This window comes from Alkalihalobacillus phoenicis, from assembly GCF_047302405.1.
Classification (GTDB): domain Bacteria; phylum Bacillota; class Bacilli; order Bacillales; family Bacillaceae_D; genus Alkalihalobacillus.
The window spans coordinates 2,298,775-2,324,979 of sequence record NZ_CP154853.1 but is presented as its reverse complement, the minus strand read 5'-3'; the positions used below and the strand labels follow the sequence as shown (position 1 = coordinate 2,324,979).

Here is a 26,205-nt window from a genome sequence, read left to right as displayed (position 1 = left end):
AGCAGGTAAATGAATTGGACGTGAAAAGGAGCATCAACTGATCAAAAGGTTGATGCTTTTTAAGTTGAGTATAGTTATTTTTTCCTTGTCATAAAAAGGGTATTTTCGTGACTAATGACTCAATCGCTTGAAAAATGCTCTATATATTATCCTGTTTTTTCTAATTTTGGTTGTTTAATATAGTTGCTGACGGTATTATAAAATGGTTTGTAGCACTTTTCGACAAAAGTCATCTTTGTAATACTATTCATTTAAATTACGAAAAAAATGGGGGGTACATATGAGCAAGGTTATAGGTTTGTTTAGTATGATGTTTATAAGCATGGTGCTGGTGGCATGTCAAAGTCCGAATGCAAGTGAACTGACAACTAATGAACTGGATGAAGAAGCAAATGATGAACAATTGGAAACAAATGATAATGAAGCGACTGAAACAGAAGGTACCGAATTAACAGAAGAGGCAGATAGTGAATCGGCAACTGAAGAAAATAGTGATGAAGATACAGTAAGTGATAATGAATCGAGCAAGGAATCATCATTACCTGATAGTATGGAAGTCGGTTTGCAACAGAGTCATCCAAACGGAGTCAATCTAACGGTAGAAACGATTCATTTTGATGAGGAGTTTATTACGATTGATGTGACTTCTATTAATGGACATAACTATGCATCGGATTTATCTAACCTAAATAGAAAAGGAATCACTTTGACTGACGATACAGGCTTTCACTATCACTTTTTGCCTCCGGAAGATAATGAGAAACTCACAATTGAACCTGATGAAAGATTATCTGGTTCCCTTATCTTTATTGGCAAATTACAAGAAGACGCTCAGTCATTAACATTAACGTTTAATGAATTGGCAAAAGGCTTTGAAGATAGCACAGGTTTTCCACATCCATATTTCCACTTTGAAGAGATTGAAATTATTCGTTAGGAGCTGGAGATATGAGAATAAATCGTCGAATAGAATGGTATCAAATCTTCTTAGTTTTGCTTTTATTTTTTATTATTGGCGTTATGAGTTCTGATATAGTATCGGCAAATACTGAAGAACAAGAGAATATAAGTATGGTGCCGCTTGAACAATTACGAGAACGATACCCTTCTTCAGAGGTCTATATTACAAGAGTTCCGAAGAGTCGAGTCATTTTAACAAAAGTATCCCTTTCACAAACGGAAGTGGATGTATTGAAGACGTTAAATGAATTTAATGCAATTTCGATTGAGGAAGAAACGACACTAACCTTACCGGACAATGTTTTGTTTGATTTTGATTCAGATGAATTATTGCCAGGAAGTGACGAGGTGATGGATAAATTAGTCCAAGTAATTGAAACATCAGATGGTCAAGTTCAAGTGGTAGGACATACCGATAATGTCGGGAATAGTAGCTACAATCAAGACTTATCTGAACGTCGGGCACAGGCAGTTGTGGGTGCTTTGATTGAAAGAGGAATCAATGAATCTAATTTAATAGCGATTGGAAAAGGGGATTCAGAGCCGATTGCCAGAAATACAAGACCAGACGGACTTGATGATGAAGAAGGCAGGCAGAAGAATCGGCGTGTTGAATTAATTATTGAAGGGTTATAACTACCTATGTTCGAGAGACTATCTCAAAAGTTATTTTTGGGAGGTCTTTTTTGTGTAGGAAGAAAATGAAAGGCAATGGCGATTTGGGTTTAAGAGCTGAGGATAGGTAATGAAAACCGTGAGTTGTGTGGGTTAGGGTGCGAAATAAGGGCGGATAGGTAATGAAAAGCGTCAGTTGCCGGGATTAGGGTACGAATAAGAGCAGATAGGTAATGAAAAAGTCATGCAGCTAAAATTACGGTGCGAATAGTGGAGGATAAGTAATGAAAATCACGAGTTGGAGAATTTACGGTGCGAATAACGAAGAATAAGTAATGAAAATCGTGAGTTGCTAGGATTATGGTACGAATCCTTCATAAAATCAGTCATCTCTTTTTATTTGTATGAAAATTTTGTAAAATGAATTGTACATAGACGATTGGCAGGTGGCAAGACCAATGAAAGAAGTTGAATCGAATTTAACATTAACGAAATGTAATATGACGGATATTCCCGCTTTAATCCAGTTATCAACATCTGTTGGATGGGATTATGATCAACCGACGTTGCAAACGGTTCTTAAGGATGGCGACGTATTTGGTTTTAAAGACCAAGTGGGCAACATTATTGCGAGTGCAGCTATTATTATTTTTGAAGAGAAAGTAGCATCTATTGGTTTAGTGATTGTGAAAGAGACTTATCGTGGAAAGGGTTTAGCGAAAAAGTTAATGCAAGCTTGCCTGAATTGTGTGTCGGAAAGTGAGAGAGTTATGCTCATTGCAACAGAAGAAGGAAAACCTTTATATAAACATTTAGGATTTGTTGAGGCAGCTTCCATTCAAAAATATCTTTGTCCCTCGTTCAGGCGACCTATTTTTGCGGAAGAACCGAATAATATAATCAAATATAATCCTTCGATGTTACGTGAGTTGATTGAACTGGATCGAAAATCATTTGGGAGTAGGAGAGCTTTATTTTTGCAAAAAAGACTTCAACAAGCCAGTTGTTGTTTAGTGGCTAAAGGGGGTAACGGTCAAGTAGTCGGTTTTGGTTTGCTCATTCCCGGTCAATCGAACACGATAATTGGACCACTTGTGGCTCCTGACAACAAGACCGCACTCTCTCTTATAAGCTCACTTTGTACATATGGTGAAGGAGAATTTAGAATCGATGTCCCTACAGAAAAAACAATATTTGCTCAAACATTAGTATATTTAGGATTTGAAGAAGTCAGTCAGCCTCCAATTATGATCAAAAATGCAACAGAGTTACCAAACAGAAACGGACATTTATATGGTATCGCCGCTCAAATCTTTGGCTAAAAAGGAGGAGTAAATAAATGGGGAAAGTACGTGTTGATATTTCCATGTCAATGAATCGATGAGAACTCTTTATCAAGAAGTTGAGAAAAGAATAAAAAAAGTCCCGCTTGAAAGGTTATGGGATGGATTTCAATGTTTTCCATTTGCTTTATATAATAGCAACACTGTCTTTTTTCAAGATCGTGAAATAACAACAGATGAGCGTTTTATCGCCAATACTTGTATTGAGTTCGAAGGTCAATATATCGCTATTTGGAATGTTGAAATGGATGCCATTGACGACCCAGACATATTAGCAGCTAATATTATTCACGAAATGTTTCATGCTTTTCAACGAGAACAGGGTGAAAAACGCTATGTGAATGATTTAATTATGCTTTCGTATCCAAACGACGTGTTAAATTATCAATATAAACATGCTGAAAATCAATTTTTAATTAAGGCTCTTAAAGCTTCGAGTGTTGCTGAAAAAAAAGAGATGCTTCAACAAATGGTTTCGATTCGACTAAAAAGGGCAAAACAAATCGGTACAATGATCCAAAATGAATTTTTAGTTGAAACGATTGAAGGTGCTGCGGAGTTTGTTGGAACGCTGTCTTTAAAGTATATAAATTCAAATAAATATGAGGAAAGAATTCACAATTATATTGAAATGATAAGGGAGCCAAGGGAAGATTTATTTAATATAAGGAAGTTATCTTATTTTACAGGGACTCTTTACTTAATTGCATTAACTGAAACGAATATCTTATTTGAGCAAAATTTGAAAACCGAGTCATCTATTTATGAAACGACTCTTACCTACTTTTCAGAATGTGATGTTGAAGTCGATATTGAACAATCAAAATCAATTCAAGCCGAGTATGAAGCTTATGTTATAAAGAAAAAGAATGAATGGAAATCTTTCTTTCAATTACCGGTTCAAAAAGTCGAAATGAACTCACGGATTGTTGGTTATGACCCGATGAATATGGTCAAGGTTGAAAATCAAATCTTATGTAAACATTTTGTGATTTTAAAAAATGAAGAGGAAGAAGTCTTTTTCAAAGGTCCATTAGTTATTGAATTAAAGGAAAGCACTTACAATGAAGTAATCGCTTATTATTTACCAGAGGAAGTGAACAAAAGTGAAACAAAATAAATATGATGATGAGGCTTTTTTTCAAGCGTATGAGCAAATGGCTCGTTCTACAGAAGGGTTAAAAGGGGCAGGGGAATGGCATGTGTTACAGCCTTTAATTCCTGATTTACAAGGAAAGTCTGTTCTCGATTTAGGATGTGGCTTTGGTTGGCACTGCAAGTATGCATTGGAGCAAGGAGCGAGTAAGGTCGTTGGAGTTGATATTTCTACTAAAATGTTAGAGAAAGCGAGAACGCTTATTAAAGATGAGCGTGTTGAATTTATCGAACAGCCAATCGAGGATATAGAATTCCCTGCTTACTCATTTGATGTAGTGATTAGTTCACTCGCTTTTCATTATTTGCGATCGTTTTCAGAGGTCGTGAAAAAGATATCCAACTTATTGAAGCCTGGTGGCACTTTGATTTTTACAGTGGAGCATCCAATATTCACAGCTCGTGCTGAGCAAGATTGGCATTATGATCAAAAAGGAAAACGACTGCATTGGCCAATCGACGATTATCAAGATGAGAGTCTAAGGGAAACAAGTTTTTTAACTGAAAACGTTGTGAAATACCATCGTACGGTTTCTACATACTTAAATAATGTCATAGACGCTGGATTACAAATCAAGGCTATACGAGAACCGAAGCCAAGTGAACAAGCAATGACTACTTCTGATGAAATGCGTGATGAAAATCGCCGTCCAATGTTTTTAATTATAAAAGCGGAAAAGAATTAGAAGGTTAGAGCGTGTATAGAAAACTAAATTATTTATAAGGTGGGCGAGCTGAAAATGAAACTTGTTATGTTGTTTGGGCCTCAAGCAGTAGGGAAGATGACCGTTGGACAGGAGCTTTCCAAAATAACGAAATTGAAATTATTTCATAATCATATGACGATCGAGCTATTGGCTCCTTTCTTCAATTTCACTTCTGAAATGTGGGAAATATCAGATTCGATTCGCTCCCAAGTGTTTCAGGCTTTTGCAAAAACGAAGCAAGAAGGACTCATTTTTACTTTAATGTGGGCATTTAATTTAGAAGCAGATTGGGATTTTGTTAGAAGGACAGTCAAAATATTTAAAGACTCAGGGGCTGAGGTGTATTTTGTTGAATTAGAAGCGGACTTAGAAGAACGTTTAAAGAGGAATGTGACCCCGAATCGTTTAGAAGAAAAGCCAACGAAAAGGAATACTGAGTTTTCAAGGAAAGAATTGCTAAGCTCAATGGAAAAGTATCGATTGAACTCCAATGAAGGGGAAATGACAGAAAAAAACTATTTGCGTATTAATAATACTGAAATGACAGCACAAGAGGTAGCGGAGAAAATAAAAGAGGAATTTCGATTATAGTGCTAGTGTCTCAAAAGTGAGGGTAATGGATGCGAATTCAGATGGTGACAGAACGATTAATAATTAGAAATTTTGCAGAAGCTGATTGGTCAGACGTTTTTTTATATACATCTGATCCGGCAGTTATGAAATATCTTCCAGAGGGTGTAATGACACAAGAAGATACACAAAAGTTAGTTAATGAGAATTTAAGAGATGATGCTACCAAGTTCTCTATTTTGCTACGTGAAGATAATCAACTAATCGGTCATATCGCTTTTTTTCCATACTTTGGTGACCATACGTATGAAATTGGTTGGGTTCTTAATCCGAAGTATTACAATTGTGGGTACGCTACGGAGGCAGCTAAAGCCTTTTTGAATTATGGGTTTCAACAATTAAATCTTCATCGTATTGTTGCTACCTGTCAGCCAGAAAATGTCCCATCATTTAAGTTAATGGAGAAAATAGGGATGCGGCGAGAAGGTTATTTTAAAAAATGTATCCCTCATGGTGATGTGTGGTGGGATGAATACGCTTATGCGATTTTAAAAGAAGAGCATCTGAGTGGGGGTTAATTGTAATCAATGCAACACAAGTGCCTTCCCACAAATTACTTTGTGAGAAGGTTAGTTATCCGTTTTTCCTACAAATATAAATCATTTGTGGGCTTTCTTTTGTGAGAGGAGTTTTGTTCCAATTTCCGTATGCTTGTAGGATTGTAAAACCAAAGGAACGTAGGAGACGTTTCATTTCTAATGGAAAGACGTAGCGTAACGATATGTTATCTTTTTCATTACGAATGAAGACCCCATCCTTATAAAGTTTTCTTTTTGTTTCACAATGTAAAATTTGGGTGGCATCATCATAGGTTTCGATGTGATGTTCTTTTACGTCAAAACCGCGATGGTCAGTAAAGCTAGTATCATAAATATCTGGTTGAGCTAATTCAGATAATAGAGGGTTCCGTGTATCAAAAATAAATAACCCTTCAGTCTCTAAATGTTTTGCAATGGATTGGAGCAGCTTATCCTGTGCTTCATTTGTTAAAAAATGTTGAAATGAATTCCCTGTCATAAAGGTGAATTGGTTCATTTCCGGTAAGGACAACATCGTGCAATCTTGTTGATAAAAAGGAATCGATAAACCCTTTGCTTCTGCTTTCGTTTTCGCTTTTTCGAGCATTCCCTCATGTAAATCAATACCTGTAATTGCAAAGCCTTTTTCGGCAAATGGAATGGTTAATCTTCCCGTACCACAGGCTAATTCAAGTAGCTTGTCACCAGGTTTTATCCATTCTAAAAGTACGTCAAAATCTTTTTTATTTCCTTCGTTTAGAAAATCATACATTTCCGTATCTGCGTATTTTTCAAAGTTGTCAGTAAAAATATTTTTCATCAATTAGTCAGTTCCTCGCTTTTAAAAGAAAATTTTGAATTAAATTAATTATAATGATACAGATTATTTAGTTGTTGTACAATAAGAGAAAAGAGTTACTGAACCAAAATTTGTACTTAGATGATTTATTTAAAAGTTACACAATCATCGTGTAAATCAAACTTAAAGGAGCTTTTATCGATGAAAAATAACAAGATTAGAGTCGGGATCGTTTTTGGTGGTAAATCAGCTGAACATGAGGTGTCCTTACAATCGGCGAAAAACATTGTGGATGCCATTGATAAGTCTAAATATGAAGTTGTTTTAATGGGGATTGATAAAAGTGGGAAGTGGCATTTAAGTGATGATTCACGTTACCTTCTTCATGCAGAGGATCCGAAGTTAATTGCTTTGAATAAAACAAATCAAGGTATTTCTATTATTCCAGGTGAAGAAAAAAATCAGCTCGTTAGCTTAAATCAAGAAGAAGCTCTCCAACAGTTGGATGTCATTTTCCCGATCATTCATGGAACACTTGGAGAGGATGGGAGTCTTCAAGGAATGTTACGAATGGCCAATATTCCATTTGTTGGATCTAATGTGTTAGGGTCGGCGATTAGTATGGATAAAGATATTGCGAAGCGTTTATTACGTGATGCTGGATTGGGTGTCGCTGGTGCCTTAACTTTTACGATTGCAACAAGGGAACAAATTAATTATAAGACGGTAACTGATAAGCTTGGTTTACCACTCTTTATTAAACCAGCTAATCAAGGTTCATCCGTTGGGGTAAGCAAGGCGACAAACGAGGAAGAATTTTATGCAGGCGTGGCGGAAGCTTTTAAGTTTGATACAAAAATCTTAATAGAAGAAGCAATTGTTGGACGTGAAATTGAATGTTCGGTCTTAGGAAATTATGAGCCGATTGCCTCTGTTCCAGGTGAAATCATCTCAACAGGTGATTTTTATTCATATGAAGCGAAATATATTGATGAAACGGGAGCCATTTTAGAAATTCCGGCTAAACTCAGTTCAGAAATCGCAGAGCAAATTCAAGAAGTATCATTGACTGCTTATAAAGCTCTTAATTGTGAAGGATTAGCACGAGTGGATGTCTTTTTAACAAAAGAAAATGAAATTATTGTGAATGAAATTAATACATTGCCAGGTTTCACTAAAATTAGTATGTATCCGAAATTATGGGAACTGAGTGGCATTAGCTACAGTCAGCTGATTGAAAAATTGATAGATTTAGCGATTGAAAGACATGAGCGTGATCAGAAGCTTCAAAGCTCGATTAATGATAACGAATAAGAACAGAGCCTCCTGGACGAACATTTAACTCTAGGAGGTTTTTTAATAAATGGGGGGTTCTTATGAATTTTATTCAATTGGACACTAGTCGATTATCATTGGTTCAAATAAACAAAGACCATGTTGAGAGTTATTACAATATCATGTCTAAGGATGAGGTTACTAAATATTATGGGATGGAAAGCTTACAGAGTCGAGAAGAAGCCGAAAAAATGACTGACTCGTTTCAAACTAATTTCGAAAATAAAAGAGGAATTAGATGGGGAATCATTGATAAAGCTTCGAGTGAATTTATTGGAACTGTCGGTTTAAACAACCTCAATCTTCCGAATAAAAAAGCGGAAATAGGCTATGAGTTACATCCGTTTTATTGGAAAAAAGGAATCACAACAGAAGCTGTCAAAGAAGTATTAAATTATTCTTTTGGTACGTTAGTTTTACATAGAATTGGAGCGATAACTTTTCCTGAAAATGAACGCTCTACCCAGTTATTAGTAAGGCTTGGTTTTTCAAGGGAAGGATTAATAAGAGCGAATCTCTATCAAAATGGCGAGTTCCACGACACTTATATCTTTTCATTACTACGTCCAGAGTGGGAGAAAATGCTTAAGGAGGATAACAAATGAAAGAAGAAATTAACTTTAGACTAGCGACGGGGCAAGATTTAAGCCGAATTGTCGAAATGTTGGCAGATGATCCTTTAGGGGCTATACGAGAATGTTATGAAGAGCCACTTCCAGAAAGTTATTTAAAAGCATTTCAAGCCATTGAAGCAGACCCTAATAATGAATTAGTAGTGGCATGTCTTGGAGATGAAATTATTGGGGTTCAACAAATCACTTTTACCCCATATATCACACATCAAGGTGGATGGAGAGCAACGATTGAAGGAGTGAGAACGTCTTCATCAGTTCGTGGCAAAGGAGTAGGAACCAAAATGATTGAGTGGGCGATACAACGAGCCAAAGAACGAGGTTGCCACTTAATTCAACTCACAACCGATAAAGAACGAGAAGCAGCCCAGCAATTTTATAAACGTTTAGGTTTTCAAGCGACACATGAAGGGTTAAAAATGAAGCTTTGAGAATAATGGTTGTATGAGGTTTATAAATAATGTTAGTTAATTTCTATAGGTATTTTACAAATCAAGTTCAATATATAGGTAACATTACCTTTAAATAGTCATTATTTAAGGTAATCTTATTATTAAGTGGTGATATTAGTGAATCTAAAACATACTAGAAGTGAGATGACGGATATTAAACAGTTGATTCGTTTAATTGAGACGATGTCAGAAAAACAATCTACTTTGTTAATGGGTATAGACGGTTGTGGGGGTTCTGGTAAAAGTACTTTAGCAGAAAAACTGAAGGTAAAATGTTCTAATGTCACTATTGTCCATATGGATGATTGCCGAGGACATTTATGTAGACGCACATAAACCCTTTGAAAAAGCTGACCTTATTATTAATGGAAATATATAATTTACCTTGTTGAACTAAAGGAGGGATTATGAGTCCTCTTTTTAGTTCTCACAACGTCAAACCGGAACAATAAAAGTCGGGTTTGAAATATACTGTTTTGTTACTCTTATGAAGAAGGGAGGTTAAGCAATTGGAAACATTACAAAATTTAAATCAGGCCATTCATTATATTGAAGAACATTTGGATGAGGACATTGATTATCAAAAGGTCGCGCAAATCTCATGTTATTCGGAGCATCATTTTAAACGAATGTTTTCATTTATTGCTGGTGTTAGTTTATCTGAGTATGTAAAAAGAAGAAGATTAACAAAAGCAGCTTTTGAATTGAGAGAACATAACGTAAAAGTGATTGATGTGGCGGTGAAATATGGCTATCAATCAGCCGATTCCTTTTCGAGAGCTTTTCAAAAAATGCATGGCATTACACCACAAAAAGCAAAAGATGGCGACTATTTTTTAAAAGCATTTCCAAAGTTAACCTTCCAAATAAACATAAGAGGAGCTGTAGAAATGAATTATAAAATTGTTGAAAGAGAAACATTTCAGGTTATTGGTTATAAAGAGGAGAAGGTGGCAAGTGATAATTTTTATCCAAAACTTTGGGATACATTAAAGGAAGATGAATACGAAAAATTAGAGGCCCTCGCAATGAGTGATTTTCCAGGTCTGCTTCATATTATGAAAGACACTGAAGAAGACGAGGGGATGACTAAATCATACTTAATCGGAGTGGCTTCAAAATTAGAAAAAGAGCATTTAGCAACAAGCCAAATCCCAAAACAGACTTGGTCTGTGTTTTCGGTAGAAGATGATACAACAGAAGCTTTATTGTCTACATGGGAAAGAGTGTATACAGAATGGTTTCCAGCTTCTGATTATGAATTGGCGGATGCACCTGAATTTGTACGAAGTGCTCCGAATGCTCAAGGAAAACAAGAAATTTGGATTCCTGTTAAAAAGAAATAAGGGAGTAGAAGCACCTCATCCTAGAAGAAAGGATGAGGTGCTTCTTTAGAATATCCGTTCCCAAAAAGAGATAAATGATTCCGAAAAAGCTCGTGACAATGTAGCAAATGCTTCCCGATGTTTGCTAAAAAAATGTTAACTTTAATCTTGTTGTCGTTGATTGTAAAACTTCCCTTAAAATTAAGTGCCACAATTCTAATTCAGGTTGCAGATTTGACTATATTAGGAATGAAACCTATTGAAGAGTCGAATCGTATGATTAGAAACAAAAAAAATGAAAAATAGAAAAAAAGCAGGAGGTATTCATTAGATGGAGAAAAAAGGATGTATCAAATGTGGTGGAACAGATGTTGGGAGCAAGGATGTGGCGATGACAGGGACAGGATTATCAAGAATGATGGACATCCAGCACAATACATTTACCGTAGTATTTTGTCAGAATTGTGGATACTCAGAGTTTTATAACAAACAAACTTCAAAATCTGCGAATATTATTGATTTGTTTTTTGGCTAATAAAGGAAGGGGAGAAAATCGGTTTGTATTTTGGCAAGTATATACCGAATTGGCTTTAGAGGTAGGAACTAAAAACGCCCCATAATATATTGACAATTTAAATGATTTCAATTAACATAATTTATCGACAACATACCATCGTTAGGTGAGGCTCCTGTACGGAGATAAGCTACTGCCCAGAAACGTCCAAAGACGCCAATGGGTCAACAGAAACCATCGAATTAAGGTGTTTTTTAATGTAGCTGGATATTTATTTATCCTATGCCGTACAGTGCTAAAGCTCTACGAATGAAGGTTTTATTTGTGCTTTATTTGATTAAGCACCTTCATTCGATGGAGGTGTTTTTTATCTATTGTAAGGAGTGGTTGATTTGGATAGTGACCTGGTTACTTATTCTGTTTATAGATGGTGTCGAAAAATTCATAAGGTGCACTGCCCATGTCAACTTAAGTAGTGAATTAACCTTCTTAATTTGGTGTGTTTGTGCCTTATGTAAAAAAGAAGGTGGAATTGATGAAACAAAAATTAACTCAAGAAGAATTGATCCACGAAGTAACGTTGTTATTAAAAGAGAATAATAAAAATAAATTATTGTTATTGCTTAATGATTTGCACCCTTATGATCTTGCTCATGTTTATCAAGGTCTTATGATTACGGAACAGGAGCAATTTATTTCGGAGCTGCCTCTGCCACAGTTAGCTAGTATTCTTGATGAATTAAAACTAGAAGCGCAAAAGAGTTTAGTTGAGATATTGGGAGTTACAAAAACAGCAGAAGTAATGGAGCAGATGAATAGTGATGATTTACCAGATCTATTAGAAGATTTACCAGAAGTGACCCAAAAAGGGATACTCTCTGAAATGGATACAGTGTCGTCTGAAGCTGTTCAAAAGCTAATGGATTATAAGGAGGAAACAGCAGGTAGGCTTATGTCCAATCGGTTTGTTTGGATCCCTCATTATTATACCGTTGAAGATGCCGTCAAAAAATTAAAAGATTTTGCGGAGATAGCAAAGACGATTAACTATTTATATGTAATAGATGCAAAGAAGAACCTAGTAGGTGTCCTATCATACAGGGAATTAATTTTAGCTGAAACAAATGAAAAAATACAAGACATCATGTTTGAACGTGTGGTTTCCGTCTCTGTAGATACTGATCAAGAGCAAGTAGCTCAAATCATACAAAGATACGATTTAGTTGCAGTGCCTGTTGTTCATAATCAAGTGTTAGTTGGCATAGTAACGGTTGACACTATGCTTGATGTAGTCGTGAAGGAAGCAACTGAAGATATCGAAAAACTATCTGCGGCAGGGGCAAATATTGACTTTGATACGAAACCTCAAGTTGCCGCATTTAGAAGACTTCCATGGCTTATTTTATTATTATTTATTGGTTTAGTAGCAGGTGGTATTGTCAGTAGTTTTCAAGATTCACTTGGAAAAGTAGTAGCATTAGCTTTTTTTATGCCAATGATTTCTGGAATGACAGGTAATACAGGAACACAATCGTTAGCGGTTGTTGTAAGAGGGCTTACTACAAGAGATATTAATAGAAAAGTTGTTTCAAAGCTGATATGGAGAGAATTAGTAGTTGGAAGCATGATAGGTGTTATTTGCGGAATTCTTATATCTTTCATTGCTTTTGTTTGGCTAGGAGAGTTAATCCTTGGTGCCGTTGTCGGAAGTACGTTAATTATCACATTAATCATTGGGACTTTAACAGGTACAATTATTCCGTTAGTATTGCATAAATTAAAAGTTGATCCAGCAATTGCCTCTGGTCCACTTATTACGACCATTAATGATATTCTCTCTCTCCTTATTTACTTTGGCATCGCAACGATGTTCATTATAAGATTAATGTAAATGGATAAATAGAGTGTATGATAGATTAAAGAGATGGTGGAAAGTAAATATTTTTATGAGATTTATTTTTTGTGAATTGAGTCAACTAGATTAAGACTGTGAAAATAGAACCATAACCCCATTTTTAGTTTATGGTTCTATCTTTGTCGAAGGAACTAACAAATTAATCCTGCAATAAATTCTCTTCAAAATGACGTTTAATCTCTACCCATTCTTCTATAATGATACTGTACATTACAGTATGGCGGATTTTCCCTTCTTTTCGGATCATATGATTTCTAAGAATTCCTTCTTTCGTTGCTCCAATTCGTTCAATCGCTTTTTGGGAGCGGATATTCTCGTGACCTGTTTTAATTTGTACACGATTTAATTTTAGTTCTTCAAAACAATACTTTAATAATAAGTATTTGCAATTTGTATTAATGGTTGAGCGCCAATACGTTGGGTTTAACCAGGTAGAGCCAATCTCGACACTTTTATTGGCAGCGGAGTAATCGAGGAACCAAGTTACACCAATGATTTCTTTACTTGAATTATTCACAATTACAAAGGCAAAATCTTTTCCTTTTCTTTGTAAGGCATCGTTTACATATTGGATAACATTCTCTTTTTCCATTAAATCAACAGACATATGTTTCCAAATTCTTGAGTCATGTGCGGCTTTATAAATGCCATCAATATGTTCTGTACGAACCGGGACTAGTTGCACGGCTACATTTTGTAATTCTCTCATTTTCTAATGGCTCCTTTGATGGATTAATAGATTGCTAGAATAGAATGTAATAATGTGATTTTAATGTAAAACGAACAGAAAGGCGAGTGGTTTTATGCAGGTTCATAAAAATCTAATGCAAGAAAGAAGATTATGCATCGAGGAGAACTAAGGGAAAGTAGAAAGTTATTCAACAGTTCAAAAGGTATATGTATGTTATTGACCACTTTTTTAGATACATGTTACAATTGTGATTCAGAATGATATTCATTGTCATTTAAAAAGAATGAGGGGGAACGACAACATGAGCTTTATCCACCTTCAAAATATAAGTAAGCAATTTCATAATGGAAATCAGCCGGCTGTTCATGAAGTCAACCTTGCTATTGAAAAGGGTGAAATTATTACTTTATTAGGTCCAAGTGGTTGTGGGAAAACGACGATGTTAAGAATGATTGCCGGGTTTGAAATTCCTTCACATGGAACTATTTCAATTAATGAGCAATCTGTTTATAACAGAAAAGAAAATATTCCACCAGAAAAGCGTGGAATTGGAATGGTCTTTCAAGATTATGCATTATTTCCGCACTTGACGATTGAAAAAAATGTAGCTTTTGGTTTAAATAAATGGAAAATTTTTGAGAAAAAACAAAGAGTAAAAGAAGTCTTAGAATTAGTTGGCTTATTAGAATATGCGAAACGTTATCCGAGTGAATTATCGGGTGGGCAACAACAGCGAGTCGCATTAGCGAGGGCACTTGCTCCAAAGCCATATGTAGTCTTAATGGATGAGCCTTTTAGTAATTTAGATGCTGGGCTTCGCGAAAAAATGCGATACGATGTTACGGCCATTTTAAGAAAAGCGAACACGACAGCTATTATCGTTACTCATGATCAAAAAGATGCATTTGCTGTATCCGATCGAGTAGTTGTCATGAATCAAGGAATCATTCAACAAATTGCTTCACCCCGGGAAATGTACCGCTGTCCTAAAAATTGTTTTGTGGCTCAATTTTTAGGGAAAACCAATTTGTTGCAAGGAAAAATTTGTCCAGATATGAAACATGTAGATACATATATTGGGCGTATTTCATTATCTAATCAATTGTCAGAAGTTATTGATAATGTGCAGATTTCGATTCGTCCAGAAGGATGTTTATTAGTAGAGGATGGCTATTATTCTGGTAGAGTCAGTAAAGTGACTTATAGCGGCGAATATCAGGAGCTAGAAGTGGTGTTAGGCAATGAGAACGCTTTAAATGAAACAATGATTTTATATGCACCAGTAGAACAAGAAATTGAGCTTGATGCCAATATTTCTTTTAATATTAAGCCTGAATCGGTCGCATTAGTGGAGGCATAAGTAAGAGAAGTCCCTTAATTGAAGGGGCTTTCTTCAAGCCCTCTATAAAAGAATATATTTTTAGTATAGGATGTAAACTTTTTTTGAAATGCTGTTGACATACTACGAAAAGCTAGGTATATTAGAGAAGTTGTTGATAATGATAATCGTTATCAGTTAGATTCGAAACTTTTCGGAGGTGCCATTTAGTGTTTAAGAAAAACAAGTTAGTATTGCTATCTATTATCGTATTATTTATTTTTGCTTTAGTTGCGTGCGGAAACGAAGACAGCAGTGACAGCAATGATAACGCTTCATCAGAAGGAACAGAATCTGATTCAAATGAAGAGGTTGTTGCAGAGGATACAGGAGAATTAGTCGTTTATTCTTCTAGAAATGAGAATTTTGTTAATTCATTGTTAGAGAAATTTACAGAAGAAACGGGAATTGAAGTACAAGCTCTTCATGCCGGCGATAATGCTGTAAATCGTATTAAAGGAGAAGCGAGCAATGTTCAAGCGGATATCTTTATCTCTAATGATATTGGGGCATTAGAAAATTTAAGATTAGAAGGATTGCTTGAAGGTTCTAACCCAGAAAACATTGAATCAATTGATGAAATTTACCGTGCCGAGGATAACTCATGGTTTGCATTATCAGCTCGTACACGTGTATTAATGTATAATAAAGACTTGATTACGGAAGAAGAAATGCCAAAAACAATTGAAGAATTAACTAACCCTGAATGGTCGGGAGATTTTGCGATTACACGTGGTGGAAATGGTGCGATGATTGGACATGTTTCTGCTCTACGTAATGAGTGGGGCGATGAGAAAACAAAAGAATGGATCAGTGCCGTTCAAGAAAATGCTGGTGCGATTTTACAAGGTCATGGAGATATCCGTCGTGCCGTTGGAGCTGGAGAGTTTAAGTTTGGTTTAGTAAATAACTATTACTTCCACCAACAACTACAAGAGCCAACTGATAATAATGTTGGTGTTATTTATCCAGACCAAGGCGAAGGAGAAATGGGTGCGGTATTAAATGCAGCAGGAGTAGGTTTAGTTCAAGGAGCTCCAAATGCAAAGAGTGCTGAAGTATTTCTAGATTGGATTCTTGAAGAAGAGAATCAACGTGAATTCTCTTATGAATCTTTAGAAGTACCAATTAACCCTAATGTTGAGGCGATTGAAGGTGCAGCAACGATTTCGGATTATAAAACCCATGATATGCCTTTACGTGACTTAGGGGAAGTATGGGAAGATACACGTAATTTAATCGAGGAATCTGGTCTGGATTTAGATCTATAATAATGATAAGGCGAGTGGGAGTTGTATCAAGATGAGTCATCATGAAACCAACGATAAACAACATAAGCAAGAAACTAAGGATGGGGATATTTTATCTCCATCCTCTCGCCGTTTTTCAATTAAAGAGTTTGCATTAGGTGAAAAAGGGAGCAAACCTGGAGGCGTTCTATTCATATTTGCTGTTATAACGGGTATTATGATGGCGATTCCGATTCTTTATGTGATTGGGATGTCATTATTCGCAGGAGCCGATCGTTGGATAAGTTTATTAGATTCGAGGATTCCACGATTAATCTGGAATACACTGAGTTTGACGGTAAGTGTAACATTTGCAGCTGTCGTTATTGGAGTGTCGTTAGCATGGCTCGTTAATCGAACTTCTTTACCAGGAAGGAAAATGTGGCAATGGCTCTTAGCTTTACCTCTTGTCATTCCTCCTTATGTTGGAGCCGTTACGTATATTATTGTCTTTGGACCTAGAGGTTGGGTGGCACGGGAATGGGAGTCACATGATTGGTTAGTAAATCTTATTGGTGAATATTCTTTTAATATTTATTCATTTACGGGCATCTTTTTAGTGTTAACTCTATTTACATACCCTTACGTTTTTCTTATTGCAAGTGCTTCTATAAGAAAGATGAACCGTAACTTTGAAGAGGTTGCGAGGTCGCAAGGATTATCAACATGGCAAGTTTTTTGGAAAGTTAATTTGCCCTTTTTAAGACCGGCTATAGGAGCGGGAGCTATTCTGATCGCCTTATATGTTTTGTCTGATTTTGGGGCAATTGCGATGATGAGGTATACAACATTTACGGCTGCGATCTATTATCAAATGGGAAGTTACGATAATGTGTCAGCGACTGTTTTAAGTGTTGTTTTAATCGGTCTGACATTAATCATTCTCTGGATTGAAGCAAAGTCTAAAAAGAAACAATCTTATCATCAATCAAGTAATTCTTTTAAAGAGACTGATATTCTTTCACTTGGAAAATGGAAATGGTTCGCTACATTGTTTGTCTGGTTTATATTTATAATCTCAGTTGTTTTACCAATTGGTGTGCTTATATACTGGTCTGTCTTAGGAATTCAAGAAGGGGCATTAAATGCGAATTTTTGGATGTATGCTTGGAATAGCATCAAAGTTTCAGGACTAGCTGCAATTATTTGTATGATTATGGCTTTACCAGTCGTTTATTTACGATCCAGATATCCATCTAGAGTTTCTTATTTTATTGAAAAAATTAGTTATGCAGGTTATGCTCTTCCAGGAGTAATTGTGGCACTAGGGATTATTTTTATATTTAATAATCATATACCCGTTCTTTATAATACGTATTATTTGATTGCTTTTGCTTTTGTTATTCGTTTCTTACCACAAGCTATGCAATCAACGGATGCTTCTTTGAGTCTCTTATCACCACGAATAGATGAGGCGGCAAGAAGTTTAGGGCATCCTCCTTGGAAAGTTTTAATTAAAGTCATTATTCCATCGATCTTGCCAGGTATTTTAGCTGGTGGAGCATTAGTTTTTGTCAGTAGCATTAAAGAATTACCAGCAACATTATTATTAAGACCACCAGGTTTTGACACGTTAGCTGTTAGGATTTGGGTGGAAGCGAGTGAAGCGATTTATCATATGGCAGCACCAGCCGCTTTATTGATCGTCATCGTATCTATTATTCCGTTACGTTATTTATTAAAAAAATATTAACTTGATTGAGCCTGATTTTTTTATGTCAGGCTTTTTTGTCAAAGTTCTCATTGGAGGAATGAAATGCCTAAACACAACTATAAGTCGGTGAAAGAAATCATTGTCCCGGTAAACGACACTCATTTATTTGTTAAATTATATGAAAGTTATGTAAACAAGCCAATTATCATTATGGAAGCTGGTTATGGTGACGACTTGACAACATGGGATAGTATTGTCAAAGAATTATCTGAAGAAGCAACTGTTCTTGTTTATGATAGAGCTGGGGTAGGGAAAAGTGAGAAAAGTGGCCATCCTAGGACGAGTCTGCAGATGGTAGAGGAGTTGAATTCACTCCTAAACTACCTTGATATTGAACTTCCATATATATTAGTAGGCCATTCATTTGGTGGTGTAAATGCAAGATTATTTGCTTCTACTTATCCTCATAAAGTGGGAGGATTAGTTTTGATTGATTCAACACCAGAAGAATATAAAGAAAGATTTCTCTCAACGATGTCAACCGAGTTTCAATTCGCATACGATAAGCAGTTTACGATCGAAGGAAATTATGATGAGTTCATGGAGAGTTTACAGCAGCTAAAAGATCGAGTTGAAGGGAAAAGTAATATCCCTTTAAAAGTCATCAGTGCTGGCAAAAAAGCACATTACTCTAAAGAGTCTCAGCTTTTATGGAATCAAATGCAACAAGAGATTGTGAGCCGTTTTACAAACGCTGAATGGATAATGGCAAAGACTAGTGCTCATTATGTCCACCATGACGAGCCTGCTATCGTGATTGCGGCAATTAAAAAAATGATTCATGAATTAACTCCCATTAACTAGTAATAAGCTCACAGAAAAATTATGATGTAAGAAACTCACCCAAAATAGAGCAAGTGGATTGACATGATCAAAATTGTTCAACATCACCGATTTTTTCAAAATGCATTTTAAGCATAAAACAAGCATTTCCAGCTATTCGGTAACAAAATTCAACATTAGAAGTCGTTCAATATAAGTTTTAAATCGTTGAAATTCTCCATGTTATGGTTGACGCTTGTTGTCTAGTTTGTTAAAGTTTAGGTAACTTTAGTGAACGGAGGTTTTCCTTTTGATCGATCATTCTAACTTTGAACCGTTAATTTAATACGTTCAAAGGCTCTGCTTATGCCGAGATAATAGAATTGATCTATCTTTTAGAGGAAAACCATTTATATGTGGTGCAAAAAGAGGCTCAATGACCCTCTTTTTTGTTTACCTACATTAAGTCATTACAACTAATATTCGATCATTTTGTCAACCAATTTTTGAAGCGATTCAATGATTCGTTTTGAGGCAAGGGTTGTAAATATAATGGGTATTCTTTTAAAGTTTCATTTTATTTATGTTGAGCATAGGCCGTTGCCTGTGCTTTTTGTTTATTAATAAGTGTTTTTTATAAAAGGGAGGAAGATGCATAATGACATCTGCAAGTAAAAACAAATTAAGGGTATGGTTTATAACTGGAGCTAGTAGTGGGCTTGGATATGAATTTACGAAAAAGGCTTTAGAGGCTGGAGACAAAGTGGTAGCTGTCTCAAGAAATATCAAAAAATTAATCGATTTAGAAAAAGTATATGAGGGTAAATTGTTTCCGATGAAACTAGATGTTACTGATAGAGACTCTGTTTTCTCTACAGTCGAAACGGTCATGAATATTCATGGTTGTGTGGATATTGTCGTGAACAATGCAGGGAATATGATTATGGGAATGATTGAAGAATTTAATGAAGAAGAAGTAAGAAGCCAAATGGAGACGAACTTTTTTGGAGTTGTTTGGGTGTGCCAAGCTGTGATGCCTCACTTACGAAAACAGCGGTCAGGTCATATTATTCAGGTTTCTAGTATTGGTGGTTTACTTTCTAATCCGATGTCGGGAATTTACAGCGCTAGTAAGTTCGCCCTTGAAGGTATGAGTGAAGCTTTGGCCCAAGAAGCTAAACATTTTGGGGTGAAATTAACGATCGTAGAACCTGGAGGCTATTGGACAAATCTTTATTTGAAGATGAAACAGACCGAACCATTAAAAGCTTATGAATCTTTACGAGAAGAGTTAGCTAAACAGTATAGTAATAGTTCTATTGATAGCGACCCTCTCTTAGCTGCAGAAGCTCTTTTAAAAGTAGTAAATAGTGATTCACCACCACATCGTTTGATTCTCGGAAGTCAATTGTTGGATATTGCGATTGAGCAAACAGAAGAGCGAATAGCTGGCTGGAAACAGTGGGAAGATGTAAGCAGAGAGGCGGAACATGCCATACCTGTACCTAAAGGATATGGAGAAGTGGAGTAAAAGAGATAACGCTCTGTTTTTTTTGAAAGTTAAATGTCGCTGGTCCCGAAATAGGGTGGGTTTTGTATGAATTGGCTCGATCACTTAAGAATAATGAAAAAAAGACGCCCATAAGGACGTCTTTTTTGGCGTTTTGCGGCGAGAGACAGCACTCCACATTTGTGCCTGCCATTAAGGCATGTCAATCTCGTCTTATGCAAATTAGCTCATCGCTAGATCAGTATAGCACTATATTTTAAAAAAGGGAAGTGGCTAAGGACAAATAGTGGTACATACTAAAAAAAGCTTTATGAATGAGAAGACTATTTGACATTTGGATAAACGGTTTTATAATGAATATATATTCATTCATTAAAAGAGGTGGTTTTGATGCCTAGAACAAAGGAACAGTATGAGGCTATGAGAATGGCTACAAGAGAAAAAATTCAATCTGCTGCGATCAAATTATTTACCCAAAAAGGGTTTGTGGCAACGAGTGTTCAGGATATTGCAAACAAGGCTCAAGTTAGTACAGGTCTTATGTATCGTCATTATAAATCGAAGGATCATTTGTTTAATGAACTTGTTAACGTGGCCGCAACTGGGTTGAAAGAGAATGTTGAAATGTTTCAGAGTGATGCTTCCCCAACAGAAATTATTCAAGGGTTAACGTTGGAGATTTTAAATGATCTCAACAAAAATGAGCAATTTTCGGAGTTTCTTATGCTTATGAATCAGGCTAGTACAATGGAGAATCCACCACCAGAAGTGAAATTTTTAAATGAACAAAGTGAAGCGATGCTGAATCAATTGGCTATTTTGATTAAAAAGGGGCAAACGCTTGGACAATTTAAAGACGGGGATGCAATGGAGATGGCCTTCTTTTATTTGGCTACGTTGCAAGGCCTTACGAATATTAGGTTAACGATGAAGGAACGTTTTATCACTCCAAGTCCTAAAATCGTAACGGCATTTCTTATAAAGGAGGCAAATGATGATGGAAATCAAACGAGCGAGTGAATTAGGTGAAAAGGGAAGGGAAATGGTAAGTGAGGCTTTTGTTGCTGGGTTCGGTCATGACCTCAGGTTTTTTTCAAAAGATAAAAAGAAGCTCGCTAAGGCATTAGAGCATATGTTTAATCTTGATGTTTTTTATGTTGCTCTAATTGATGGCGAGGTTGCAGGTATCACAGTGCTATCAGATGGTCAAACACAATCTATTAACCATAACAAAAAAGAATTGAGAAAACATTTAGGTGTTTATAAAGGGACGATTGCTAATATCGTTTTCAAAAAAGAATTCCAGCAGCTATCTACTAAAACAGGAGAAAAGGTGGCCTCTGTTGGCTTTGTTGCAACAGCTGAAAAATATAGAAGAAGAGGCGTCGCATCCGCGATTATGAACCATCTCTTTGCTTTACCAGAATACAATGAATACATTCTCGACGGAGTAGCGGATACGAATATCGGTGCGATTCAACTATACGAAAAATTAGGGTTTAAAGAAGTCAAACGTGTTAAGCAAAAACATAGCAAGCTTAGCGGAATTAACTATTATTTATATATGAGGTATAAGCAAAACGAATCAACGCATTAAAAAAGGGCTAGGTGAACAATACCGACAGTTCACTTATCCTTTTTGGCATCTTTTTCACTCTAAATCAATACAAAACGAATACACTGGCTTTCTATTTCTTTTCTTTCTCCAGTATTCCTATTACTTTATCCAATTTTTTTTCGAGTTCTTTTTGTTGATTCTTCTTTTCTTTTGAATTCATAACTAGCTTTACAATTAAAAAAATGAATAAAAAAATGAGTCCAAAAGCAATCAGTTGATAAATAACTGATCCCCATGCAATGTCGAACGCCATATCTTACACCTCTTTTCATAATTTAAAATGGTATTATCTATCGATGATAACATTTTTTTACACTGAAGTTAAGGTATTAATGTCTAATCGTAAAAAAGTAAATATTTATTGTTATTCGATAAATTTTGTAATATATTAAAAATAACGATAAACAAGTGAGGTGCTTTTTTATGACACGAGGGAAAACAACGTTTTTAAAGGTAGTTGTTATTCTGATTGGAATTATCATATTTGCTCTATCTATATTTTGGTTACCTTGGATAGCTAATGAATCAGTAAAAGTGGCTCCAGAATATGCATATTTACATTATCCTGTCTTAATTGGGTTATATGTAACGACAATTCCATTTTTTTTTGCTTTATACCAAGCATTAAGGCTTTTAAAGTACATTGAGGAAAATATTGTCTTCTCAAATTCTTCTGTAATAGCGTTGAAAAATATTAAATGCTGTGCCATTTTGATTAGCATTCTATATGTTGTAGGGAGTATTTTTCTAGTAACGTTAAATGCATTACATCCTGGAATTGGTTTTATCGGAATCATCATTATTTTTGCTTCATTAGTTATTGCAGTCTTTTCTGCGGTTCTCCAAACGCTATTAGAAGGTGCTATCAATATAAAATTAGAAAATGATTTGACAGTTTGAGGTGATAACAATGTCGATTATAATCAACATTGATGTGATGTTAGCGAAAAGAAAGATGAGTGTAACAGAGCTATCAGGGAAAGTTGGAATCACGATGGCGAATCTTTCTGTTTTGAAAAATGGCAAGGCAAAAGCAATCCGCCTTTCGACTTTAGATGCGATTTGCAAAGCATTAGACTGTCAACCTGGTGATATTCTTGAATATAAAAAGGACAATCAAGAATAAGCTGTTTTAAAATTGTTTTACAAGAAAGGGGATGGACTTATATAATTAGTATTTTGTATGAGTCCATCCTGTTTATATTAATTTCAAATTATTTCTCCATATTATTTAAAACATCATCAACAAATGCTTTCTTTTCATCTGTATAAGCTCTTTCATTATTAGGGTACTTAAATGCTAAGGTCTTTTTTAAAGTTTCATATTCTTTGGCTACTTCAGGATGTCTATTTAAAAAATCTCTAAAGAAAATGTGTTGATTCCACCATTCATCCTGGTATTCGACAATATGAAGGATATGTGTTTTAGTAAGGGTTTCTAAGTTAGAGAATTTTGCAAACACCTCTTTTTTATCCAATTTAACTCGGTGTAAATGATAATATCCAATTGCTTTTAGTTTTTCTGTGTCAAATTGTTCAACGTCAGCCATTGTTTGAACACCTACAACAATATCGATTAAAGGCTTTGCAGCGATGCCATTTATGGCTGTACTACCGATATGCTGAATATCTTGGATATGTTCCCCAATTAATGAGTGTAATAACTTCTTCTCTTCATTAAATATTGTCGACCAATCAGTAGAATGAGCAACTAACTTCACTTCACCTTTATTTATACCTATCATATGACCACTCCTATATTGATCCTTGTTTAATTATTTTAATCTTTAGATAACTGAAATTATAGCCTGTTTTGAGGATCCAAATAGCCCACCTTGTTGGCATTATTTTTATATAATCTTAGCACGATTTTTACTCGAATGTAGAAGTTTATTTGTATTAGAGTATTATACGGATAGGATTGCTTGAGTTGCTAAGAGATTCGAATGGTAGTAAGGCACCGATTTGTTAAATGAGAATAAATGAAGTTCAATAGGAGAAAATATGCCTAAATAAAATTTAGGGTGATGGAATGAAAAAGTCAATTTTACTTATCATACTTATTTTTGGTCTTTTAACTAGTGTTGTAAATCAAGTAAAGGCCATAACTAATGAAGAAACACGACCTTTAGAGGAGGTTTATCCTGAAATTGGTTATAAAACGATTGAAGAGTCGGTTCAGGAATTTGAACAGTATTTCAATAAAGAATTAAAGTTACCTCTTAGAGTGCCACCTTTAAACTTTACACATCAATTTGGCAGGTTTACGAAAACAGTTGGTGATAAAAACGGTGCATTGAACATGGAATTTATTAATGAAGAGTCACCGGAACTTCATTACACAATTGATGTACGACCTGTTGTGCATAAAATTCGAATTAAAGATGAGCATATTATTAAATTGTATAATCTTAAGAATGGAAATAAAGCAACATATATGGACGTATCAGAATCGGTTAAAGTATTTGTCTTTGAAAGAGATAATTGGCAATATATGCTCTGGGTTGATCATAGGGTTTCTGATATTGTTACTCCAGAACTATTTGTAAAAATTGCTGACTCAATTGATTTCCCAAATGAAAAAGAAGATCCGTTAGAATAATTAATATGTTCATGAAAAGCATTTCTTCTGTTTGAAGAGATGCTTTTCTTAGTTTACAAGTGGGTAGTAAACTGTAAACGAAGCAGAATACTTGAATATAATTATGGTAAAATTGAGAAGTGGAGAAGACTTGATCAAGAACATAAACTCGTTGTTAGTAATAAAAAAATCATTTTATGGAAGGACGTATAAAACTATGGATTTCGAAACGGTTATGCATGAGCTTGAATCGCTCGGTAAGGAACGAACTAAAAAAATGACTATATCTAATGGTGCTCACGAGCCTGTTTTTGGTGTAGCTACAGGTGCTATGAAGCCAATCGCAAAGAAAATTAAAATAAATCAGCGTTTAGCTGAAGAGTTGTATGCTACAGGTAATTATGATGCCATGTATTTTGCAGGAATTATTGCAGACCCAAAAGCTATGACGGAGGAGGATTTTGATCGTTGGATAGATAAAGCGTATTTTTATATGCTGTCTGATTATGTAGTCGCAGTCACTTTATCAGAGTCAGATATTGCACAAGGCGTTGCGGATAAATGGATTGCAAGTGGTGACGAGCTGAGAATGTCAGCGGGGTGGAGTTGCTATTGCTGGCTTTTAGGAAATCGTAAAGACGATGAATTTGCCGAAAGTAAGATTTCTAAAATGCTTGATATGGTGAAAAACTCGATTCATGATTCGCCAGAAAGAACGAAATCGGCTATGAATAATTTCTTATACACCGTCGCGATTTCCTATTTGCCATTACATGAAAAGGCTGTTGTGACCGCAAAGGAAGTAGGGATAGTAGAAGTCAAAAGGGAAAAGAAAAAACCAAGTCTACTCAATGCTTATGAAAGTATTCAACAACAAATGAACAGAGGAAAGCTTGGTTTCAAACGCAAGTATGTTAGATGTTAAAATGAGCATGTAATTAAGTAATCACTTTATGCTGCTGGATATAAACATTGAAGCATCTTGATTTATAAAAATTTGATGGCCATGATAGAATGTCTTAATTTCAATGGATTTAAATCCAACTTCAATTAGGATGTTTTTCAGTTCATCATGCGAAAAACCGTTATGAACTTTCGGATGGTGTATTTTATCGTTTTTGTCAAAATCAATAATGATGAGCTTGCCATCTTCATTTAAAATGTCGAACAATTGTTGTAAGATTTCCTTAGTGTCCGGAATATGAAGAAGGACTAGTGACATTAAAACGATGTCTGCCTTAAGTTCATGGGTTTCTTGAGTAAAATCTGAATAAAGTACGGTTGAGTTGGTGATTCCTTTGTGGGAAATTTTAGCTTTCGCAACTTCTAACATTTGCTTTGATGAATCGACCAACAAAATAGAATCTACTAAATCTGATAATTCTAAACTGACTAGACCCGTACCACTCCCATAGTCTATTAAAGATTTTGATGTACTATTTTGTAGTTCTGGTCTTACTTCTTTAACAATCACTTTAGCTAATTCCATTCTTTCTTCTGTATCATATTTTTTGGCCATCTGTTCAAAAACGTTATTTTCCATATTGCACTCTCCGTTTATTAAAAATTAAAGCTGCATAGTGGTCATTATAGCAAAAATTTAAACTTATGGGTTATTCTCTGCTCAAACCTTCTTAAATAGCACTGATACTGTTTTAAGGTCTACATAAACAGCGTTGTATCCCATGTCAAAATTGGGGCAGTTTTCTTAAAGAAACAGTTGATCTCGAACTACTACTTAAGTAAGCATTTGAAGAACTGG

General features: G+C 35.3%; 29 protein-coding genes, 2 pseudogenes and 1 riboswitch. Of the genes and pseudogenes, 25 read left to right on the top strand and 6 right to left on the bottom strand.

The features are described from left to right. Positions 1–280: 280 nt before the first annotated feature. From AA0017_RS11135 to AA0017_RS11105, 7 genes are all read left to right on the top strand, one after another. Positions 281–937, top strand: a complete 657-nt coding sequence (locus tag AA0017_RS11135; RefSeq protein WP_413381989.1) for a hypothetical protein — start codon at positions 281–283, stop codon at positions 935–937. Between the two features lie 11 nt (positions 938–948). Continuing rightward, complete coding sequence (locus tag AA0017_RS11130) at positions 949–1,596, top strand: OmpA family protein (protein ID WP_413381986.1); 648 nt, start codon at positions 949–951, stop codon at positions 1,594–1,596. Between the two features lie 437 nt (positions 1,597–2,033). Then, positions 2,034–2,897 (top strand): GNAT family N-acetyltransferase, encoded by an 864-nt coding sequence (locus AA0017_RS11125; protein ID WP_413381983.1) that lies wholly within the window; start codon positions 2,034–2,036, stop codon positions 2,895–2,897. 58 nt (positions 2,898–2,955) lie between these two features. Then, on the top strand, positions 2,956–4,038 hold the full coding sequence (locus AA0017_RS11120; protein ID WP_413381980.1) for a hypothetical protein: 1,083 nt from the start codon (positions 2,956–2,958) through the stop codon (positions 4,036–4,038). Continuing rightward, on the top strand, positions 4,025–4,759 hold the full coding sequence (locus tag AA0017_RS11115) for a class I SAM-dependent methyltransferase (protein ID WP_413381977.1): 735 nt from the start codon (positions 4,025–4,027) through the stop codon (positions 4,757–4,759). The genes AA0017_RS11120 and AA0017_RS11115 overlap by 14 nt, the downstream gene beginning before the upstream one ends. A 54-nt stretch (positions 4,760–4,813) precedes the next feature. Then, on the top strand, positions 4,814–5,371 hold the full coding sequence (locus tag AA0017_RS11110; protein WP_413381974.1) for a shikimate kinase: 558 nt from the start codon (positions 4,814–4,816) through the stop codon (positions 5,369–5,371). A gap of 29 nt (positions 5,372–5,400) precedes the next feature. Further along, positions 5,401–5,928, top strand: a complete 528-nt coding sequence (locus tag AA0017_RS11105; RefSeq protein ID WP_413381972.1) for a GNAT family N-acetyltransferase — start codon at positions 5,401–5,403, stop codon at positions 5,926–5,928. 55 nt (positions 5,929–5,983) lie between these two features. Here AA0017_RS11105 and AA0017_RS11100 read toward each other — a convergent pair whose 3' ends face one another. Then, positions 5,984–6,748: a class I SAM-dependent methyltransferase gene (locus tag AA0017_RS11100; RefSeq protein ID WP_413382558.1), complete on the bottom strand. Its 765-nt coding sequence runs from the start codon at positions 6,746–6,748 to the stop codon at positions 5,984–5,986. A 180-nt stretch (positions 6,749–6,928) separates the two neighbouring features. Between AA0017_RS11100 and ddlA the strand changes: the two genes are divergently transcribed. From ddlA to mgtE, 7 genes and pseudogenes are all read left to right on the top strand, one after another. After that, complete coding sequence (ddlA, locus tag AA0017_RS11095; protein ID WP_413381969.1) at positions 6,929–8,041, top strand: D-alanine--D-alanine ligase; 1,113 nt, start codon at positions 6,929–6,931, stop codon at positions 8,039–8,041. A gap of 62 nt (positions 8,042–8,103) precedes the next feature. Next, positions 8,104–8,667: a GNAT family N-acetyltransferase gene (locus tag AA0017_RS11090; protein ID WP_413381966.1), complete on the top strand. Its 564-nt coding sequence runs from the start codon at positions 8,104–8,106 to the stop codon at positions 8,665–8,667. Beyond that, positions 8,664–9,125, top strand: a complete 462-nt coding sequence (locus tag AA0017_RS11085; protein ID WP_413381963.1) for an N-acetyltransferase family protein — start codon at positions 8,664–8,666, stop codon at positions 9,123–9,125. Before AA0017_RS11090 ends, AA0017_RS11085 begins: the two co-directional genes overlap by 4 nt. A 165-nt stretch (positions 9,126–9,290) precedes the next feature. Next, positions 9,291–9,452 (top strand): annotated as a pseudogene (locus AA0017_RS11080) (NB-ARC domain-containing protein); the annotation flags it as partial. A 203-nt stretch (positions 9,453–9,655) separates the two neighbouring features. Continuing rightward, positions 9,656–10,492, top strand: coding sequence for an AraC family transcriptional regulator (locus AA0017_RS11075; protein WP_413381960.1), 837 nt, complete (start codon positions 9,656–9,658; stop codon positions 10,490–10,492). Positions 10,493–10,802: 310 nt separating this feature from the next. Beyond that, a complete protein-coding gene (locus AA0017_RS11070; RefSeq protein WP_413381957.1) occupies positions 10,803–11,006 on the top strand; it encodes a zinc ribbon domain-containing protein in 204 nt (67 codons plus the stop codon). A 130-nt stretch (positions 11,007–11,136) separates the two neighbouring features. Further along, a riboswitch (M-box (ykoK) riboswitch) is annotated at positions 11,137–11,306 on the top strand. Between the two features lie 214 nt (positions 11,307–11,520). After that, complete coding sequence (gene mgtE / locus AA0017_RS11065) at positions 11,521–12,876, top strand: magnesium transporter (RefSeq protein ID WP_413381954.1); 1,356 nt, start codon at positions 11,521–11,523, stop codon at positions 12,874–12,876. Positions 12,877–13,039: 163 nt separating this feature from the next. Here the strand turns inward: mgtE and AA0017_RS11060 are convergent, their stop codons facing one another. Then, positions 13,040–13,609, bottom strand: a complete 570-nt coding sequence (locus AA0017_RS11060) for a GNAT family N-acetyltransferase (RefSeq protein WP_413381951.1) — start codon at positions 13,607–13,609, stop codon at positions 13,040–13,042. A 283-nt stretch (positions 13,610–13,892) separates the two neighbouring features. Between AA0017_RS11060 and AA0017_RS11055 the strand changes: the two genes are divergently transcribed. The 4 genes from AA0017_RS11055 to AA0017_RS11040 all read left to right on the top strand — a co-directional run bounded on the left by AA0017_RS11055 (position 13,893) and on the right by AA0017_RS11040 (position 18,776). Further along, positions 13,893–14,951 carry an ABC transporter ATP-binding protein gene (locus AA0017_RS11055; RefSeq protein WP_413381948.1) on the top strand — a complete coding sequence of 353 codons (1,059 nt, stop codon included), beginning with the start codon at positions 13,893–13,895 and terminating at the stop codon, positions 14,949–14,951. Between the two features lie 188 nt (positions 14,952–15,139). Further along, a complete protein-coding gene (locus tag AA0017_RS11050; RefSeq protein WP_413381945.1) occupies positions 15,140–16,240 on the top strand; it encodes an extracellular solute-binding protein in 1,101 nt (366 codons plus the stop codon). Positions 16,241–16,271: 31 nt separating this feature from the next. Then, positions 16,272–17,951: an ABC transporter permease gene (locus tag AA0017_RS11045; RefSeq protein ID WP_413381942.1), complete on the top strand. Its 1,680-nt coding sequence runs from the start codon at positions 16,272–16,274 to the stop codon at positions 17,949–17,951. Positions 17,952–18,014: 63 nt separating this feature from the next. Then, positions 18,015–18,776 (top strand): alpha/beta fold hydrolase, encoded by a 762-nt coding sequence (locus AA0017_RS11040; RefSeq protein ID WP_413381939.1) that lies wholly within the window; start codon positions 18,015–18,017, stop codon positions 18,774–18,776. On the opposite strand, the pseudogene AA0017_RS11035 reads toward AA0017_RS11040, so the two are convergent. Continuing rightward, positions 18,759–18,936 (bottom strand): annotated as a pseudogene (locus tag AA0017_RS11035) (AsnC family transcriptional regulator); the annotation flags it as partial. The gene AA0017_RS11040 and the pseudogene AA0017_RS11035 sit on opposite strands and share 18 nt — an antisense overlap. Positions 18,937–19,392: 456 nt before the next feature. Between AA0017_RS11035 and AA0017_RS11030 the strand changes: the two are divergent. From AA0017_RS11030 to AA0017_RS11020, 3 genes are all read left to right on the top strand, one after another. Beyond that, complete coding sequence (locus AA0017_RS11030; RefSeq protein ID WP_413381936.1) at positions 19,393–20,265, top strand: SDR family oxidoreductase; 873 nt, start codon at positions 19,393–19,395, stop codon at positions 20,263–20,265. Positions 20,266–20,634: 369 nt separating this feature from the next. Continuing rightward, complete coding sequence (locus AA0017_RS11025; RefSeq protein WP_413381933.1) at positions 20,635–21,264, top strand: TetR/AcrR family transcriptional regulator; 630 nt, start codon at positions 20,635–20,637, stop codon at positions 21,262–21,264. Further along, positions 21,242–21,841, top strand: coding sequence for a GNAT family N-acetyltransferase (locus AA0017_RS11020; RefSeq protein ID WP_413381930.1), 600 nt, complete (start codon positions 21,242–21,244; stop codon positions 21,839–21,841). The genes AA0017_RS11025 and AA0017_RS11020 overlap by 23 nt, the downstream gene beginning before the upstream one ends. A gap of 91 nt (positions 21,842–21,932) precedes the next feature. Here AA0017_RS11020 and AA0017_RS11015 read toward each other — a convergent pair whose 3' ends face one another. After that, complete coding sequence (locus AA0017_RS11015) at positions 21,933–22,115, bottom strand: DUF4083 family protein (RefSeq protein ID WP_413381927.1); 183 nt, start codon at positions 22,113–22,115, stop codon at positions 21,933–21,935. A gap of 170 nt (positions 22,116–22,285) precedes the next feature. On the opposite strand from AA0017_RS11015, the gene AA0017_RS11010 reads away from it, so the two are divergent. Next, on the top strand, positions 22,286–22,762 hold the full coding sequence (locus AA0017_RS11010; RefSeq protein WP_413381924.1) for a DUF2975 domain-containing protein: 477 nt from the start codon (positions 22,286–22,288) through the stop codon (positions 22,760–22,762). 10 nt (positions 22,763–22,772) lie between these two features. Then, positions 22,773–22,988 (top strand): helix-turn-helix domain-containing protein, encoded by a 216-nt coding sequence (locus tag AA0017_RS11005; RefSeq protein ID WP_413381921.1) that lies wholly within the window; start codon positions 22,773–22,775, stop codon positions 22,986–22,988. An 88-nt stretch (positions 22,989–23,076) separates the two neighbouring features. Here AA0017_RS11005 and AA0017_RS11000 read toward each other — a convergent pair whose 3' ends face one another. Beyond that, a complete protein-coding gene (locus AA0017_RS11000; RefSeq protein WP_413381918.1) occupies positions 23,077–23,607 on the bottom strand; it encodes a GrpB family protein in 531 nt (176 codons plus the stop codon). 287 nt (positions 23,608–23,894) lie between these two features. On the opposite strand from AA0017_RS11000, the gene AA0017_RS10995 reads away from it, so the two are divergent. Both AA0017_RS10995 and AA0017_RS10990 read left to right on the top strand, forming a co-directional pair. Further along, positions 23,895–24,464, top strand: coding sequence for a hypothetical protein (locus tag AA0017_RS10995; RefSeq protein ID WP_413381916.1), 570 nt, complete (start codon positions 23,895–23,897; stop codon positions 24,462–24,464). A gap of 196 nt (positions 24,465–24,660) precedes the next feature. Continuing rightward, the gene (locus AA0017_RS10990; RefSeq protein ID WP_413381913.1) at positions 24,661–25,368 is read left to right on the top strand and encodes a DNA alkylation repair protein; all 708 of its coding nucleotides are present in this window, start codon (positions 24,661–24,663) and stop codon (positions 25,366–25,368) included. A gap of 21 nt (positions 25,369–25,389) precedes the next feature. Here AA0017_RS10990 and AA0017_RS10985 read toward each other — a convergent pair whose 3' ends face one another. Then, complete coding sequence (locus AA0017_RS10985; RefSeq protein ID WP_413381910.1) at positions 25,390–25,986, bottom strand: class I SAM-dependent DNA methyltransferase; 597 nt, start codon at positions 25,984–25,986, stop codon at positions 25,390–25,392. Positions 25,987–26,205: the final 219 nt, after the last annotated feature.